This window comes from Aeromicrobium sp. 50.2.37 (assembly GCF_024655735.1).
In the GTDB taxonomy this organism is placed as follows: domain Bacteria; phylum Actinomycetota; class Actinomycetes; order Propionibacteriales; family Nocardioidaceae; genus Aeromicrobium.
Genome location: NZ_JANLGG010000045.1, coordinates 1 through 15,519, shown reverse-complemented (window position 1 = coordinate 15,519; position 15,519 = coordinate 1). Strand labels below are relative to the sequence as shown.

General features: G+C 73.1%; 16 protein-coding genes. 15 read left to right on the top strand and 1 reads right to left on the bottom strand.

All coding sequences use genetic code 11. From position 1 onward, the window contains the following. Positions 1–203 precede the first annotated feature (203 nt). Positions 204–1,145 (bottom strand): type I pantothenate kinase, encoded by a 942-nt coding sequence (gene coaA, locus NUV38_RS16630; protein WP_257730182.1) that lies wholly within the window; start codon positions 1,143–1,145, stop codon positions 204–206. Between the two features lie 55 nt (positions 1,146–1,200). Here coaA and glmS point away from each other — a divergent pair, with 55 nt between their 5' ends. From glmS to NUV38_RS16555, 15 genes are all read left to right on the top strand, one after another. Beyond that, positions 1,201–3,051: a glutamine--fructose-6-phosphate transaminase (isomerizing) gene (gene glmS / locus NUV38_RS16625; protein WP_257730181.1), complete on the top strand. Its 1,851-nt coding sequence runs from the start codon at positions 1,201–1,203 to the stop codon at positions 3,049–3,051. A 7-nt stretch (positions 3,052–3,058) separates the two neighbouring features. Continuing rightward, positions 3,059–3,415 (top strand): holo-ACP synthase, encoded by a 357-nt coding sequence (locus NUV38_RS16620; protein ID WP_257730180.1) that lies wholly within the window; start codon positions 3,059–3,061, stop codon positions 3,413–3,415. Positions 3,416–3,431: 16 nt separating this feature from the next. Next, entirely contained in the window at positions 3,432–4,850 is a 1,419-nt protein-coding gene (locus NUV38_RS16615) for an NAD(P)H-hydrate epimerase (RefSeq protein ID WP_257730179.1), read from the top strand. After that, on the top strand, positions 4,844–5,959 hold the full coding sequence (gene alr / locus NUV38_RS16610; protein WP_257730178.1) for an alanine racemase: 1,116 nt from the start codon (positions 4,844–4,846) through the stop codon (positions 5,957–5,959). Before NUV38_RS16615 ends, alr begins: the two co-directional genes overlap by 7 nt. Before the next feature lie 41 nt (positions 5,960–6,000). Beyond that, positions 6,001–7,032: an alpha/beta fold hydrolase gene (locus NUV38_RS16605; protein WP_257730177.1), complete on the top strand. Its 1,032-nt coding sequence runs from the start codon at positions 6,001–6,003 to the stop codon at positions 7,030–7,032. Beyond that, positions 7,032–8,000: a tRNA (adenosine(37)-N6)-threonylcarbamoyltransferase complex ATPase subunit type 1 TsaE gene (gene tsaE, locus NUV38_RS16600; protein ID WP_257730176.1), complete on the top strand. Its 969-nt coding sequence runs from the start codon at positions 7,032–7,034 to the stop codon at positions 7,998–8,000. Before NUV38_RS16605 ends, tsaE begins: the two co-directional genes overlap by 1 nt. A 66-nt stretch (positions 8,001–8,066) precedes the next feature. Continuing rightward, complete coding sequence (gene tsaB, locus NUV38_RS16595; RefSeq protein WP_257730175.1) at positions 8,067–8,708, top strand: tRNA (adenosine(37)-N6)-threonylcarbamoyltransferase complex dimerization subunit type 1 TsaB; 642 nt, start codon at positions 8,067–8,069, stop codon at positions 8,706–8,708. Continuing rightward, the gene (locus NUV38_RS16590) at positions 8,705–9,163 is read left to right on the top strand and encodes a GNAT family N-acetyltransferase (protein ID WP_257730174.1); all 459 of its coding nucleotides are present in this window, start codon (positions 8,705–8,707) and stop codon (positions 9,161–9,163) included. The genes tsaB and NUV38_RS16590 overlap by 4 nt, the downstream gene beginning before the upstream one ends. Continuing rightward, positions 9,160–9,627, top strand: a complete 468-nt coding sequence (locus NUV38_RS16585) for a DedA family protein (protein WP_257730173.1) — start codon at positions 9,160–9,162, stop codon at positions 9,625–9,627. Before NUV38_RS16590 ends, NUV38_RS16585 begins: the two co-directional genes overlap by 4 nt. Further along, a complete protein-coding gene (locus NUV38_RS16580; protein WP_257730172.1) occupies positions 9,624–10,082 on the top strand; it encodes a DUF5709 domain-containing protein in 459 nt (152 codons plus the stop codon). Before NUV38_RS16585 ends, NUV38_RS16580 begins: the two co-directional genes overlap by 4 nt. A gap of 55 nt (positions 10,083–10,137) precedes the next feature. After that, a complete protein-coding gene (locus NUV38_RS16575) occupies positions 10,138–10,908 on the top strand; it encodes a 1-acyl-sn-glycerol-3-phosphate acyltransferase (RefSeq protein WP_055964435.1) in 771 nt (256 codons plus the stop codon). Positions 10,909–10,986: 78 nt separating this feature from the next. Continuing rightward, positions 10,987–12,030, top strand: a complete 1,044-nt coding sequence (gene tsaD, locus NUV38_RS16570) for a tRNA (adenosine(37)-N6)-threonylcarbamoyltransferase complex transferase subunit TsaD (protein WP_257730171.1) — start codon at positions 10,987–10,989, stop codon at positions 12,028–12,030. 64 nt (positions 12,031–12,094) lie between these two features. Next, positions 12,095–13,042, top strand: a complete 948-nt coding sequence (locus NUV38_RS16565) for an ATP-binding cassette domain-containing protein (RefSeq protein WP_257730170.1) — start codon at positions 12,095–12,097, stop codon at positions 13,040–13,042. Then, positions 13,039–13,857 (top strand): ABC transporter permease, encoded by an 819-nt coding sequence (locus NUV38_RS16560; RefSeq protein WP_257730169.1) that lies wholly within the window; start codon positions 13,039–13,041, stop codon positions 13,855–13,857. Before NUV38_RS16565 ends, NUV38_RS16560 begins: the two co-directional genes overlap by 4 nt. A 166-nt stretch (positions 13,858–14,023) precedes the next feature. Then, complete coding sequence (locus tag NUV38_RS16555; RefSeq protein ID WP_257730168.1) at positions 14,024–15,337, top strand: GAF domain-containing protein; 1,314 nt, start codon at positions 14,024–14,026, stop codon at positions 15,335–15,337. Positions 15,338–15,519 lie beyond the last annotated feature (182 nt).

The following is a 15,519-nucleotide window of genomic DNA, read 5'->3' as shown; positions in this document are numbered from 1 at the left end:
GACGCAGCAGCGAGCGAGAACCCAGCCGCGCCCCGCAGACCCACCCGAGCCCAGAGCCCCTGCTCCGGTCGAGGCCCTTTCGGAGACCACGTCCACTCGCACCCACAGCGACGCAGCGGCGAGCGAGAACCCAGCCGCGCCCCGCAGACCCACCCGGGCCGAGACCTACCGCCCCGGTCGAGGCCGTTTCGCAGACCCGGTCGTCACATCTTGCGGAACCGCACCCACTTCACGGAGTGCTCGGCGCTCTTGCGTAGCACCAGGTCGGCGCGACCGCGGGTGCTCTGGATGTTCTCGCGCAGGTTGGGCCAGTTGATCGTGTCCCACAGCTCCTCGGCGCGGGCTCGTGCCTCGTCGTCGGTGAGGCTGCTGTAGCGGTGGAAGTAGGAGGCGGGGTCGGCGAACGCCGTGCGGCGCAGGGCCAGGAAGCGGTCGACGTACCAGCGGCGGATGTCCTTGCTGGAGGCGTCGACGTAGATGGAGAAGTCGAAGTAGTCGCTCACCGACAGCCCGGGTGAGCCGTCACCGCGCTCCTTCGCCGGAGCCAGGACGTTGAGGCCCTCGACGATGACGATGTCGGGACGCTCCACGACCACCGTCTCGTCGGTGCGGTCGTAGGTGAGGTGGGAGTAGACCGGGGCCGAGACCTGCTCGACGCCGGACTTGACGTCGATGACGAAGCGCAGGAGCGCCTTGCGGTCGTAGGACTCCGGGAAGCCCTTGCGCTGGAGGATGCCCCGACGCTCGAGCTCCTCGTTGGGCCAGAGGAAGCCGTCGGTCGTGACCAGCTGGACGCGCGGGTGGTCCGGTGACTGGGAGAGCAGCGCGCGCAGGAGCCGCGCCGTCGTGGACTTGCCGACGGCCACGGAACCCGCCACGCCGATGACGAACGGGGTGCGCTGGGGCTGCGGCTCCCGCAGGAACGACTCGGTGGCCTCCCAGAGCCGGGTCGCTGCACGCACCCGGAGGCTGATCAGCTCGGCGAGGGGCAGGTAGACCTCACGGACCTCGTCGATGTCGAGCTCGTCGCCGAGGCCACGCAGGCGCTCGACGTCGGCCGCCGTCAGCGGCTGCGGCACGTCCTCCGCGAGGTCGGCCCATGCGGACCTCTCGATCTCGACGTACGGCGAGAGCTCACGTGCCATGGCCTCATCCTGCCGGTAGCGGGAGCCGGCGGGTTCCCTGGGTACCCTGGAGCGCATGTGTGGAATCGTGGGATACGTCGGGCACCGCAGCGCCCTGGACGTCGTCATGGGCGGGCTGCGTCGCCTCGAGTACCGCGGCTACGACTCCGGCGGAGTCGCGCTGGCCGACCCCGAGACCGGCCGGATCGCCTGGGCCAAGAAGGCGGGCAAGCTCGTCAACCTCGACGGGGTCCTCGCCGAGGCGCCGCTGCCGGAGTCCACCACGGGCATCGGCCACACCCGCTGGGCCACCCACGGCGCGCCCAACGACCGCAACGCGCACCCGCACCTCAGCGAGGACGGTCGGATCGCGGTCGTGCACAACGGGATCATCGAGAACTTCGCCGTGCTCCGGTCCGAGCTGGAGGCCGCCGGGCACGAGATGCAGTCCGACACCGACACCGAGGTCGTGGCCCACCTGCTCTCCGACGAGCTCGTGCGCACGCCCGCCCTCGACGACGCCGTGCGTGCCGTCTGCAACCGTCTCGAGGGTGCCTTCACGCTCGTCATCACCGATGCCGAGCAGCCCGACGTCGTGGTCGGCGCGCGGCGCAACTCCCCGCTCGTGGTCGGGCGCGGCGAGGGCGAGAACTTCCTCGGGTCCGACGTCTCGGCCTTCATCGAGTACACCCGTGAGGCGGTCGAGCTCGGCCAGGACCAGGTCGTCACCATCACCCGCGACGACATGGTGGTCACCGGCTTCGACGGCGCGCCCGCCGAGACCACCAGCTACCACGTGGACTGGGACGTCTCCGCTGCCGAGAAGGGTGGCTACGACTGGTTCATGCTCAAGGAGATCGACGAGCAGCCGCAGGCCGTCGCCGAGACCCTCCTCGGCCGCTACAGCCGGGCGGGCCGTCTGCAGCTCGACGAGATGCGCCTCAGCGACGACGAGCTGCGCGACGTCGACAAGATCATCATCATCGCGTGCGGCACCGCCTCCTACGCCGGGCTCGTGGCCAAGTACGCCATCGAGCACTGGACGCGCATCCCGTGCGAGGTCGAGCTCGCCTCGGAGTTCCGGTACCGCGACCCGATCATCGACAGGTCCACGCTCGTGGTGGCGATCAGCCAGTCCGGCGAGACCATGGACACGCTCATGGCCATCCGGTACGCCCGTCAGCAGCGCGCCCGGGTGCTGAGCATCTGCAACACCAACGGCTCCACCATCCCGCGCGAGTCCGACGCGGTCATCTACACCCACGCCGGTCCGGAGGTAGCCGTCGCGTCCACCAAGGGCTTCCTGTCGCAGGTCGTGGCCTGCTACCTGCTCGGCCTATACCTCGCCCAGGTCAAGGGCACCAAGTACGGCGACGAGATCGACGCCATCATGGGCGCGCTCGAGAAGCTGCCGGCCGGCATCCAGCGGATGCTTGACGAGGGCGACCAGGTGCGCAAGCTCGCCGCGGAGCTGTCGGACCGTCGGTCCGTGCTGTTCCTCGGCCGGCACGTCGGCTACCCCGTGGCGCTCGAGGGGGCGCTCAAGCTCAAGGAGCTCGCGTACCTGCACGCGGAGGGCTTCGCGGCGGGTGAGCTCAAGCACGGCCCCATCGCGCTGATCGAGGACGGCATCCCCGTCTTCGTGGTCGTGCCTCCGAAGGCACGCGACCAGCTGCAGGAGAAGATCGTCAGCAACATCCAGGAGGTCCGCGCCCGGGGCGCTCTCACGATCGTGCTGGCCGAGGACGGGGACGACGACGTGGTGCCCTACGCCGACCACCTGATCCGGCTGCCCAAGGTGCCCACGTTGCTCCAGCCCCTGGTAGCCACGGTGCCGCTGCAGATCTTCGCGTGCGAGCTGGCGTCGCTGCTCGGCCACGACGTGGACCAGCCGCGGAACCTCGCCAAGTCGGTCACGGTCGAGTAGGTCGACGGTGACCGGCATCTGGGGCGTGGGGGTCGACGTCGTCGATCTCGGTCGGTTCGAGCGGACCCTCGAGCGCACGCCCGAGCTGCGTTCGCGACTCTTCACCCCCGCCGAGGCCGTGCTCTCCACCGAGCGCCTGGCGGCACGCTTCGCCGCCAAGGAGGCGTTCGTGAAGGCCCTGCGGGCGCCCGCGGGCATGTCGTGGCAGGACATCGAGGTCGTGCTCGACGAGCACGGCGCTCCGCACCTCTCGCTCTCCGGTGCGGCCGAGGCCCGGGTGGCCGACCTCGGCATCACGCGCGTGCACGTGTCGCTGTCGCACGACACGTCGGTGGCCACGGCGTTCGTCGTGGCAGAATCATGACGGGGGACGTGAGCACGTGCTGAGCGGGCACACCGTCGCGCAGGTGCGCGACGCCGAGGAGCGGCTCGCCCGCGAGACCGGCTGGGACGCTCTCATGCAGCGCGCCGCCCGCGGACTGGCCGACGCCCTCGACGACGTCCCGGCCGGTGACGTCGTGGTGGTGCTCGTCGGTCCCGGCAACAACGGCGGCGACGCCCTGTTCGCGGCAACCCACCTGCTCGACCGTGGGGTGCGCGTGGACCTCGCGCTGCTCGACCCCGACGCCGTGCACGCCGAGGGCCTCGAAGCGGCCCGGGCGGCCGGAGCGCAGCGGGTCGACGGCCCGGGTGCCCAGCGCTGGTGCCTCGATGCTCTGTTCGGCATCGGCGCCCGCGCCGGCCTCGAGGGTCGGGCCGCGGACTGGGCCCGGTGGACGCAGGAGACGTCGGCCCACGTCGTGGCGGTCGACGTCCCCTCCGGCGTCGACGTCGACACCGGTGCCGCCCCGGGCGTGCACGTGCGGGCGGACCGCACGGTCACGTTCGGCACCTACAAGGTCTGTTCGCTCGTCGGGCCGGCCGCCGACGCCGGTGGTGGGGAGCCGCCGCACCTCGTCGACATCGGGCTCGGCCCGCACCTGCCGAGCGCCGCCGTCGAGGCGCTCGTGACCGGTGACGGCGAGCTGCTGCGACGGCATGCGCCCGGCGGCGACTCCCACAAGTACGCGCGCGGCGTGGTCGGGGTGTCCGCCGGGTCCGACGCCTATGCCGGCGCAGCGCACCTCTGCGTGGCCGGCGCGCAGTCCGGGCTCGCAGGCATGCTGCGCTTCGTCGGCAGCGACGCGCTCGCCGCCCGCGTGGTCGACCGGGCGCCCGAGGTGGTGCACGGACGAGGTCGGGTCCAGGCCTGGGTGGTCGGCCCGGGGGCCGGCGACGACGTCGACGCGCAGCTGGCCGCGTGCCTCGAGGACGGTGTGCCGGTGGTCGTCGACGCCGGAGCGCTCGAGCACCTCCCCGAACCGGCCGGGGTCGCTGCTCTGCTCACCCCGCACGCGGGCGAGCTGGCCCGGATGCTCGACGTCGAGCGCGACGTGGTCGAGGCCGACCCGCTGCGGCACGCGCAGGCGGCCTCGCAGCGGTGGGGCGCCACGGTGCTGCTGAAGGGCGCCCGCACGGTCGTCGTGCGGCCCGACGGCACGACGGCGGTCAACCTGTCCGGCGCCCCGTGGCTGGGCACCGCCGGGTCCGGCGACGTGCTCGCCGGCTTCGCGGGGTCGCTGCTGGCCGGTGGACTCGACCCGTTCGACGCCGGGCGCCTCGCCGCGTTCCTGCACGGAGCAGCGGCCGTGCGGGCGAACCCCGGGGGTCCCGTGACCGCGTCGCAGGTGGCCGCGGCCCTGCCCGCCACCGTGGCGGCGTTCCTCGACGGTTCCCTGGGGGAGGTGCGCCGGTGGTGAGCCCCCAGGCCGAGGCGGTCGTCGACCTCGACGCCTACCGCCACAACGTGGCCACCCTCGCGCAGCTGGCCCCCGGGTCGGCGCTCATGGCGGTCGTGAAGGCGGACGCCTACGGTCACGGCATGCTCCCGGTGGCCCGTGCGGCGCGGGAGGCCGGTGCCTCGTGGCTCGGTGTCGCGACGCCGGAGGAGGCGCTCCGGCTGCGCGAGTCCGGCGACACCGGGCCGTTGCTCTGCTGGCTCGCCGCACCCGGCGCCTCCTACGCCGCCGCCGTCGAGCGTGACGTCGAGCTGACCGCCTCGTCGACCGAGCAGCTCGACGAGATCCTGGCCGCCGTCCCCGTCGGCCGACGTCCGCGCGTGCAGCTGAAGGTCGACACCGGCCTGGCCCGCAACGGCGCCTTCGGCCCCCAGTGGGACGACCTGGTCGGGGCCGCCGCCTCCGCGCAGGCGTCGGGGCGGGTCGAGGTCACGGGGGTGTGGTCGCACCTCGCCTGTGCCGACGAGCCGAGCCATCGGGCCAACGACCGCCAGGAGGAGGTCTTCCGGCAGGCCGTCGAGACCGTGCGAGGCGCCGGCCTCGATCCACGCTGGTGCCACCTGGCCAACTCGGCGGCACTGCTCACCCGCCCCTCGGCCCACTTCGACCTCGTGCGGCCCGGCATCGCCACCTACGGGATCGCCCCCGACCCCGCTCTCTCCGGGATCGCCGACCTGCGGCCGGTGCTCACGCTGCGGGGCAGGCTCGCCGCGGTGAAGCGGGTCCCGGCGGGGACGTCGGTCTCCTACGGCCACACGTGGACCACGGACCGCGAGACCACCCTGGGCCTGGTCCCGCTCGGGTACGGCGACGGCGTGCTCCGCACCGCGTCGGGTCGCGCCGAGGTCGGTGTCGCCGGAGGACGCGCCCCCGTGGTCGGACGCATCTGCATGGACCAGCTGGTCGTGGACCTGGGCGACCGGGACGCCGCCCGCGGCGACGTGGTGACGCTGTTCGGCGCCGAGCCGGGCGCCCCCACCGCGGAGGACTGGGGGAGCGCCGCCGGTACGATCGGCTACGAGGTCGTCACCCGACTGGGCGGCCGCATCGAGCGCACCTACCGAGGCTGAGCCGGACGAACCGTCCGTCGGCCGGCCCACCGAGGACCGTGATGAGCCACCTTCCCGCCCGCCTGACCGCCCTGGCCGCGACCGCCGGGGCCTTCGTGGCGGCCGGTGTCGCCGCGAAGGTCGTGGACACCCGCCGACGCGAGCACCGACGCGAGCAGCGGGGCGAGGACGTGGCGTTCGGCAGCGTGCACAGCACGCCGCGCACCGTCATCGTCTCCGACGGCGTGGCGCTCAACGTCGAGGTCGACGAGCAGGACGACGACGGGAGCAGCGGTTCCGCGCCCCTCACGGTGGTCTTCGTGCACGGCTGGGTCTGCACCCTCGACACGTGGCACTACCAGCGTCTGGCGCTCCGCGGCCTCGTGCGCATGGTGTTCTACGACCAGCGCTCGCACGGTGCCTCGGGACGCTCCTCCCGGCACGGATCGAGCTTCGAGCAGCTCGCCGACGACCTGCGCACGATCCTCGACGAGGTCGCGCCCGACGGCCCGGTGGTCCTCGTCGGCCACTCCATGGGTGGCATCACCGTGCAGCAGCTGGCCGCCGAGTCCCCCTCGCTGTTCGGTGACCGGGTGGTGGGCGCGGTGCTGCTCTCCACGAGTGCCGGTCGTCTCGTGCGCCAGAGCCCGGGGCTGCGCCGGCTGCTGCCGCTGCTGCGGGCGGGGAGCCCGCTGCTCGACTGGGGTCGCACCTTCAACAGCTACAGCGTGGTGCGCCGGTGGGCGGTCGGTCCCGATGCGCCGCAGAAGTACGCCGACATGTCCGACGAGATGATCCTGCGGGCGCACACCTCCGTGCTGCTCGACTTCTACCCGGCGTTCGTCGACCTCGACGTGCGGACCGGGGCCAAGGGGCTCGCGCAGGTGCCCGTCGTCGTGGCCTGCGGCACCAAGGACCTGCTCACGCCGATCAGCCACGCCCGGCGCCTGGCCGACGCCATCGACGGTGCCGAGCTCGTGACCCTGGAGGACGCCGGACACATGATCCCGTTCGAGGAGAACGTGGCCGTCACCCGCGCGATCGAGGACGTGCTCGAGGCCGTCGGTCATCCGGTGCGGGAGCAGGACCGCTGATGCGCGCGCTCGACGTCATCGATGCCGGTCCCGAGCACGCCGAGGCCGTCGTCGACATCATCCACCGCTCCTTCAGGGTGCGTCCCGACCTCGACCCGCCGTCGACGGCGCTCGAGGAGACGGTCGACTCGGTCGCCGAGGTCCTCGGCACGGCCGGTGGACTGCTCGTGGAGCGTCGCGGCGTCCCCATGGGCGCGCTGCTGTTCGACGAGTCGCGCCCCGGCAAGCTGGGACTGCGGCGCGTGGCGGTCGACCCCGAGATCCAGTCGCGCGGCGTCGCGTCGGCCATGGTGGGCGTGGCCGAGGACACCGCCGAGGAGCGCGGCAAGGACGGCATCTGGTTGCACGTGCGCGAGGAGCTGCCCGACACGGTGCGGTTCTGGACGCGACGCAAGTACTACCCGGTCGACCAGGAGGGACCGCTCCTGGTGCTGGGCAAGACGCTGTGGCTCGCCCGCGAGGTCCCGACGCCCGAGGTCATGCACCACCTGGCCGCGCGGGTCGCGGAGCTCGTGCGACCCGGCGACCTGCTGGTCCTCACCGGTGATCTCGGTGCGGGCAAGACCACGTTCACCCAGGGCCTGGGAGCCGCGCTCGACGTCCGCGGACCCATCACGTCGCCCACGTTCGTGCTGGCCCGCACGCACCCGTCGCAGTCCGACGGTCCGGCGCTCGTGCACGTCGACGCGTACCGGCTGGGTGGTGCCGAGGAGGTCGACGACCTCGACCTCGACGCCACGGCCGAGGAGTCGGTGACCGTCGTGGAGTGGGGCGCGGGCATGGCCGAGCAGCTGAACGACAGCTGGCTCTCGGTGAGCATCGAGGTGCGCGGCGCGCGCCCCATCGACCCGCTCGGCACCCAGCACGACGGGGACCACCCCGACGAGGCCGAGCCGCGCGTGGTCACGATCAAGCCGAACGGTCCGCGCTGGGTCGACGTCCCGCTGCGCTCGACCCTGCTCGGCTGAGTCCCGTCCCGTCCTGCCGCCACGCAGCGGGACGGGGTGCGTGCAGGTGAGGGTAGGCTCACTCGTGTGCTGCTGCTTGCGATCGACACCTCCGGCCCCGCCGTGAGCGTCGCCGTCCACGACGGCGACGCCGTCGTCGGCCGGGCCGAGGGGGAGGGCACGATGGCGCACGGCGAGCTGCTCGCCCCGGCGATCCGCGACGCCCTCGCCGAGGCCGGTCGGACGGCGGGCGACCTCACCGACGTCGCCGTCGGCGTGGGTCCCGGACCCTTCACGGGGCTGAGGGTCGGCATCGTCACCGCGCGCACCCTCGCGTCGACCCTCGGGCTCACGGCCCACGGCGTGTGCTCCCTCGACGCCCTGGCCCTCGCCGCTGGGCTCGACCGCGAGCACGTCGTGGCCATCGACGCTCGCCGCAAGGAGGTCTACTGGGCGCGGTACGCGCCCGGTGAGGGTGGCGTGCTGCGCCGGGTCGACGGCCCGAACGTGGACAAGCCCGCGGAGCTCGCGCGCCTGCTTCCCGACCTGCCCGTGGTCGGACGAGGGGCCCAGCTGTACGCCGACGTGCTCACGGCACTCGACGGACCGCTCGACGCGTCGGCCGCGGCCCTCGCCGACGGCGTGGTGAGCGGCCAGGTCGAGATCCTGCCCCTGGAGCCGCTCTACCTGCGCCGGCCGGACGCTCGGCCGGCGTCGCCGGTGCGGTGATCCGTCCCGCGGACGCCGGCGACCTCGCGGCCCTCGCCGAGCTCGAGCGCGAGGCCTTCGGCCAGGGAGCCTGGTCCGCGACCACGCTGCGCGAGGAGCTCTCCCTGCCCGACCGGGTCGTGCTCGTCGACGAGCGTGGCGACGTGACGACCGGCTACGTCGACGTCGGGGTCGTGGCCGACGTCGCCGACCTGCACCGCGTGGTCGTGGGCGCGGCGCACCGGCGCCACGGCGTCGCCTCGGGCCTGGTGGGCGCCGCGGGTACGACCGCTGCCGACCGTGGGGCGACGCGCATGCTGCTCGAGGTCGCCGACGACAACGCCCCTGCCCTCGCCCTGTACGCCGCCCACGGCTTCGAGCCGATCGCGCGTCGTCGTGGCTACTACGGCCCCGGCCGGGACGCCCTCGTGCTGGAGACGTCGCTGCCCGCGAGCTCGACGGAGCAGCCACGATGATGGACGAGATCCGCTCGTGGCCGTGGGTCTGGGCGTGGCTGGCCCTCTTCGTGATCGTGCTGCTGCGCGCCGGCGCCACCTACGGCGTCGGACGTCTGGTCGCGGCGGGCGTGCTGCGTCGGCGCGAGCCCGGCGCCCGGCTGCGCGCGGCTGCCGACCGCGTGGACCGGTGGGGTCCGCCGGTGGTGACCGCCAGCTTCCTGACGGTCGGCGCGCAGACCGTGGTGAACGCCGGCGCCGGGCTCGCCGGCATGACCTGGCCGCGCTACCTCGTGGGGCTGGTCCCCGGGGCCGCGCTGTGGGCGACCGTCTGGAGCACGATCGGCGCCGGTGCGTTCCTGGTGGCGCTGCGCACCGGCAGCGAGCGGCGCGAAGCGGTCGTGGTCGGCTGCGTGGCCCTGGTCCTCGTGGCGGTCGTCGCAGCACTTGCGTCGCGCCGTCGGCGTGGCAGTCTCGAGGCATGACCGACGGACCCATCGAATTCGACGCCCAGGACAACCGCGACGAGTCGGAGGTCCTCGACCAGCTCCAGCCCGACGACACGCTCGTCGACCGCGGCGTCGACGACGTCCTCGACGAGGGCTACTCCCCGCCGGAGAAGTGGAGCGCGGGCGAGGGCTTCGGCACCACGCCCGACGAGGCGCTCGAGGGCGAGACCCTCGACCAGCGCGTCGCCCAGGAGGTCCCCGACGTCGACCCCTACGCCGACGTCGACCCCGAGGTCTACGACGACGAGGTGGGCGACGAGCGCTCCGGACGCCTGGTCGCGCCCGACGAGGGACTCGGCGAGGACACCGAGAAGGCCCTGGTCGGTGACGACGTCGGCATCGACGGTGCCGCCGCCAGCGCCGAGGAGGCCGCCGTGCACGTCGTGGACGACGACCCCGACGACCTGTCCGCCGGCTCGCCCGGGACGTGAGAAGCGGCTCCGCGACCTCCCCTTCGGTGCACATCTGTGCACTACGCTGACCCGCATGCGCGACATCACCTACCCGCCCGTCATCGTGACGGCCAAGACGCTGTTCAAGCTGCTGGGCATGTCGTTCCAGATGTCCGGCACCGAGCACGTGCCGCGCACCGGGGGAGCGATCCTCGCGGCCAACCACATCGGGTACGTGGACTTCGTCTTCGACGGTCTCGCCACGCAGCCGTCGGGTCGTCTGGTGCGGTTCATGGCGAAGAAGGAGGCGTTCGACCACCCGGTCGGAGGTCCGCTCATGCGGTCCTTCCACCACATCGAGGTCGACCGTGACGCCGGGCAGGCGTCGTACGACAAGGCCGTCGAGTACGCGCGCTCCGGCGAGATCGTGGGCATCTTCCCCGAGGCGACGATCAGCCGCTCCATGGAGATCAAGGAGCTGAAGACGGGGGCCGTGCGCATGGCCGCCGAGGCGGGCGTCCCGCTCATCCCGATGGTCACGTGGGGCACGCAGCTGCTGAAGACCAAGGGCCACGAGTCCGACATCTGGGGCCGTGGCAAGACGATCGCGCTGCACGTCGGTGAACCGATCCCGGTCACGGGTGAGGACCCGGTGGCCGAGACGCAGGTGCTGCGCGAGGCCATGACGGCGCTGCTCGACAAGGCGATCCGCGAGTACCCGGTCTCCCCGGAGGGTCAGTGGTGGGCCCCGGCCCGCTACGGCGGAACGGCGCCGACACCGGAGGAGGCGGCCCGGCTGGACGCCGAGGAGAAGGCGCAGAAGGCCGCCCGGCGCGCCGCGAAGCAGGACGGGCAGTCCTCCTGACCGCATCCGTCGGTGCTCGGCGTCGGGCCCAGGACCAGGTCGGCCGCGGGCTCCACGGGGTCTGAGACACTGGTCGGCGTGACTGAACCGATCGTCCTCGGCATCGAGTCGTCGTGCGACGAGACCGGCGTCGGCATCGTGCGGGGCACCGACCTGCTGGCGCACGCCGTGGCCTCCAGCGTCGAGGAGCACGTGCGGTTCGGTGGCGTCGTGCCCGAGGTGGCCAGCCGGGCGCACCTCGAGGCGATGGTGCCCACCCTGGAGCAGGCGTACGCCCAGGCCGGCATCGACGTGCGCGACGTCGACGCCATCGCCGTCACCTGCGGTCCCGGTCTGAGCGGGGCGCTGCTGGTGGGCGTCGCGGCGGCCAAGGCGTTGGCGATCGCCCACGACAAGCCGCTCTACGGCGTGAACCACCTCGCCGCGCACGTGGCGGTCGACCAGCTCGAGCACGGTCGCTTCGACCGCAGGGTGGCCGCGCTCCTGGTGAGCGGCGGGCACACCGAGATCCTGCTCGTCGACGACATCGCCTCCGACATCACGATGCTCGGCACCACCATCGACGACGCGGCCGGCGAGGCCTTCGACAAGGTGGCGCGCCTCCTCGGCCTGCCGTACCCCGGCGGGCCGCACATCGACCGCGTCGCGCAGGAGGGTGACGGCACGGCCATCCGCTTCCCCCGGGGCCTGACGGCCGCCAAGGACGCCGACCGGTACCGCTACGACTTCTCCTTCTCCGGTCTCAAGAGCGCCGTTTCCCGGCACGTGCAGCACGAGCAGCGCATGGGTCGCGACATCGACGTCGCCGACGTCGCGGCCTCGTTCCAGGACGCCGTGGTCGACGTGCTGACCCGCAAGACCGTGCAGGCGTGCCGCGACCACGACGTCGACACCCTCGTCGTGGGGGGAGGGGTCGCCGCGAACGGGCGGCTGCGCCAGATGGTCCTCGAGCGGGCGTCGGACGCAGGGATCGAGGTCCGCATCCCGAAGCCGGGTCTGTGCACCGACAACGGCGCGATGGTGGCGGCGCTCGGTGCCGAGGTCGTGTCCCGCGGCATCGCCCCGTCGTCGCTCGACCTCCCCGTCGACTCCAGCCTGCCCGTCACCCGCGTCGTCGCCTGAGCGTCCGCGGCGTGCCTGTGCACGACTCCCGGCGCGGGGCGGCCGTCTCTGGCAGGCTGGCGCCGTGGCAGTCATCGAGGCACGAGGGCTCGGCAAGTCGTACGGCACCCGTCGCGCGGTCGACGACCTGAGCTTCACCGTGACGCCCGGCAGCGTCACGGGTTTCCTCGGTCCCAACGGCTCGGGCAAGTCCACCACGATGCGGCTCATGCTCGGGCTGGACCGGGGCGAGGGCCGCACCACCTTCGACGGCCGCACCTTCGGTGAGCTCGAGCAGCCCATGCGCCACGTCGGCGCGCTGCTGGAGGCCAAGCCCTTCCACCCCACGCGCCAGGCCCGCCACCACCTGCAGATGCTCGCGATCGCGAACCGCATCGAGCGGCGCCGGGTCGACGAGGTCCTCGAGCTGGTCGGCCTGACCTCGGTCGCGAAGGGCCGACCCAAGAAGTTCAGCCTCGGCATGGGACAGCGGCTGGGCATCGCGGCGGCCCTGCTCGGCGACCCGCACACCCTCGTGCTCGATGAGCCCAGCAACGGGCTCGACCCCCAGGGCATCACCTGGCTGCGCCAGCTGCTCCGGCACCTCGCCGGCGAGGGCCGCTCCGTCTTCGTCTCCAGCCACCTGCTGCAGGAGATGGCGCTCCTGGCCGACGAGCTCGTGGTCGTGGGTCGCGGGCGCCTGCTGGCCAACGGTCCCGTGAGCGACTTCGTCGAGCACGGCGGCACGGTCCAGGTGCTGCTGCGCACTCCCGACCTTCACGTCCTCGCCCCCGTCCTGACCGCGGCCGGGGCCACGCTCACCCCGGACGCCGACGGAGCCCAGGTCGTCTCCGGTCTCGACGCCGCCCGCATCGGTGACCTCGCGCACGAGCACGGCGTGCGGGTGCACGAGCTGGCCACCCGGCGGGCCACGCTGGAAGAGGCCTTCCTCGCGGCGACCGGTCTCGACGAGGAGTACCGGGGCGCGGTCGCCGACCCGGACCACGACCGCGAGGGCGGAGGGCAGCGATGATCGACGCCCTGCGCTACGAGGTGACGCGCCTGCGCACCATCCGCTCCACCTACTGGATCCTCGGGGTGGCCTTCGCCTTCCAGCTCCTGCTCAGCGTGCTCATCGCCTGGAACCTCCCGGAGACCGGTCCGCTGTCGGGTGGCGACAACACGTTCGCGATCCTCGTGACCGTCGGAGCCTCGCTCGGCTTCGCCCCGTTGTTCATCGCCTACGTCATCGGCCTGCTCGGGGTGTTCTCGATGGGCCACGAGTACCGCCACGGCATGATCCGCGCGACGTTGACCGCCCTGCCGAGCCGCACCTCGGTCATGCTCGCGAAGATCCTCACCACCGCCGTGCTCTCCCTCGTGGCCGCTCTGGTGTGCGTGGGCATCGCGGCCCTCAGCGCCCTGGTGTTCGGGGTCGGCATGCCCACGTTCGAGGGCCTGCGCGACATCACCCTGGGCACGGTCCTGTTCACGACGATGTTCTCGCTCTCGGGCCTCGCGTTCGCCACGCTGACCCGGAACCAGACCGCGGCCGTGGCCATGCTGCTGCTCATCCCGTCCCTCGTCGAGGGCCTCGTGAAGGCCGTCGTCCTCGCGATCAAGGCGGCCTCGGACGACCCCTCGGGCCGTGGCGGACTCGTCGAGGTGCTGCGCTTCCTGCCCTACGACGCCGGCGGACAGATGTACACGCGGGTCTCGCTCGGCGACGCCCTCCAGCTCTTCGGCGTCGTGCCGTTCGGAGCGGTGGGTGGCGGGCTGGTCATGGCCGTCTTCGTGATGGTCCTGCTCGTGCTGGGCACCGTCGCCTTCGTGCGGCGAGACGCCTGACCCCGCCTCCGCGGGGTTCGGCGCGACGCTTCCGAGCCTGTCGAGTGTGGGTCCCTGAGCCTGTCGAGGGGTGGTCCCCGAGCTCGTCGAGGGGCGTCCTCCGGTCGGCCGGACCTCGGGACCTTGCTCCTCTGTCCCCGTGAGCCAGGTCACGTAGACTTCGTCCATGCCACGCACCTCGGAGCCCAGGGCGCACGAGCGGCAGCACGACGTCGCCGTGCCGGCAGGCTCCGACCCGGACTCCCTGTCGCGCTGGCTCCGCCGCGCGCACGAGGAGTTCCTGACCTCGGGCACCACCGACGCGCCGGTGCGTTCGGTCGTGCGCGACTCCTGGAAGCGCAGCGTGGCCGGCGGCCTCGACCCCGAGACCGACCTGCCCCGCATCACGCTCGACGACGAGGCCCTGCGCGAGATCCGCGAGCACCACCCGCTGGCCCCCGGCCTGCCGGTCATTCGTCGACTGCTCGTCGAGAGCGCCGCCGACGCCGGACTGCTCGTGGCGGTCAGCGACGCAGCCGGCCAGCTGCTGTGGGTCGAGGGTTCGTCGGGCCTGCGCTCCCGGGCCGAGGCGATGCACTTCATGCCCGGCGCCGACTGGAGCGAGACGAGCGCCGGCACCAACGCTCCCGGCACCGCCCTCGCGATCGACCGGCCCGTGCAGATCTTCGGACCCGAGCACCTCGGGCGCCAGGTCACGCCCTGGAGCTGCTCGGCCGCTCCCATCCACGACCCCGACACCGGTGCGGTGCTCGGCGTCCTCGACGTGACCGGTGGCGCCGAGGTGGCCACGGCGCAGGGGCTGGGCTTCGTCCGCGCGACGGCTGCGGCCGTCGAGGCGGAGCTACGGATCGCCCGGCTCCAGCCGAGCGCGTCGCCGCTGCAGGTCTCGAGCGGCTGGTCCGCGCCCCGGCTCGACGTGCTCGGTGTCCACGGCGCCACCTTGCAGGTCGGCCCGCTCACGTCGCGGCTCAGCGGACGCCACAGCGAGCTCCTGCTGCTGCTGACGCGGGCGCCCGACGGGCTCACCGCAGCCGAGCTGGGCGTGGCGCTGAGCGACGACGACCAGGCGCCGGTCACCATCCGCGCCGAGCTGTCGCGCCTGCGCGGGGTGCTCGGTCCCCTGGAGCTGGCGTCGCGCCCGTACCGGCTCCGCACGGCGGTGCGCACCGACGTCGACGAGGTGCGCGACCTGCTGCGGGAGGGGCGACTGCGCAGCGCCGTCGCGGCCTACCGCGGACCGGTGCTGCCGGCCTCGACCGCCCCGGCGGTCGAGGAGCTGCGCGACGACCTGCACCTCGAGCTGGTCTCGGCCCTGCTGGCCAGCGACGACGCCGACGCCGTCCTGTCGTTCGCCGACACCCCCCACGGTCGTGACGACCTCGGGGTCTGGTCGCGGGCGCTGGAGATCCTCCCGACGACGTCACCCCGCTACGCGCAGGTCGCGGCCCACGTCGAGAAGCTCGACCGCGCGTTCGGCTGAGGGTCCGACCTGCGGCTGGGGCTCCGCTCGCTGCCGAGTCGCTGCGGTGGGGTCTTCACGCGGCGCTGCGTCACTGCGGTGGGTCTGACCTTGCTGCTGCGTCGCTGTGGCGGCGAGTGGGTGTGGTCTCCGAAAGGGCCTCGACCGGAGCAGGGGGTCTGGGCTCGGGTGGGTCTGCGGGG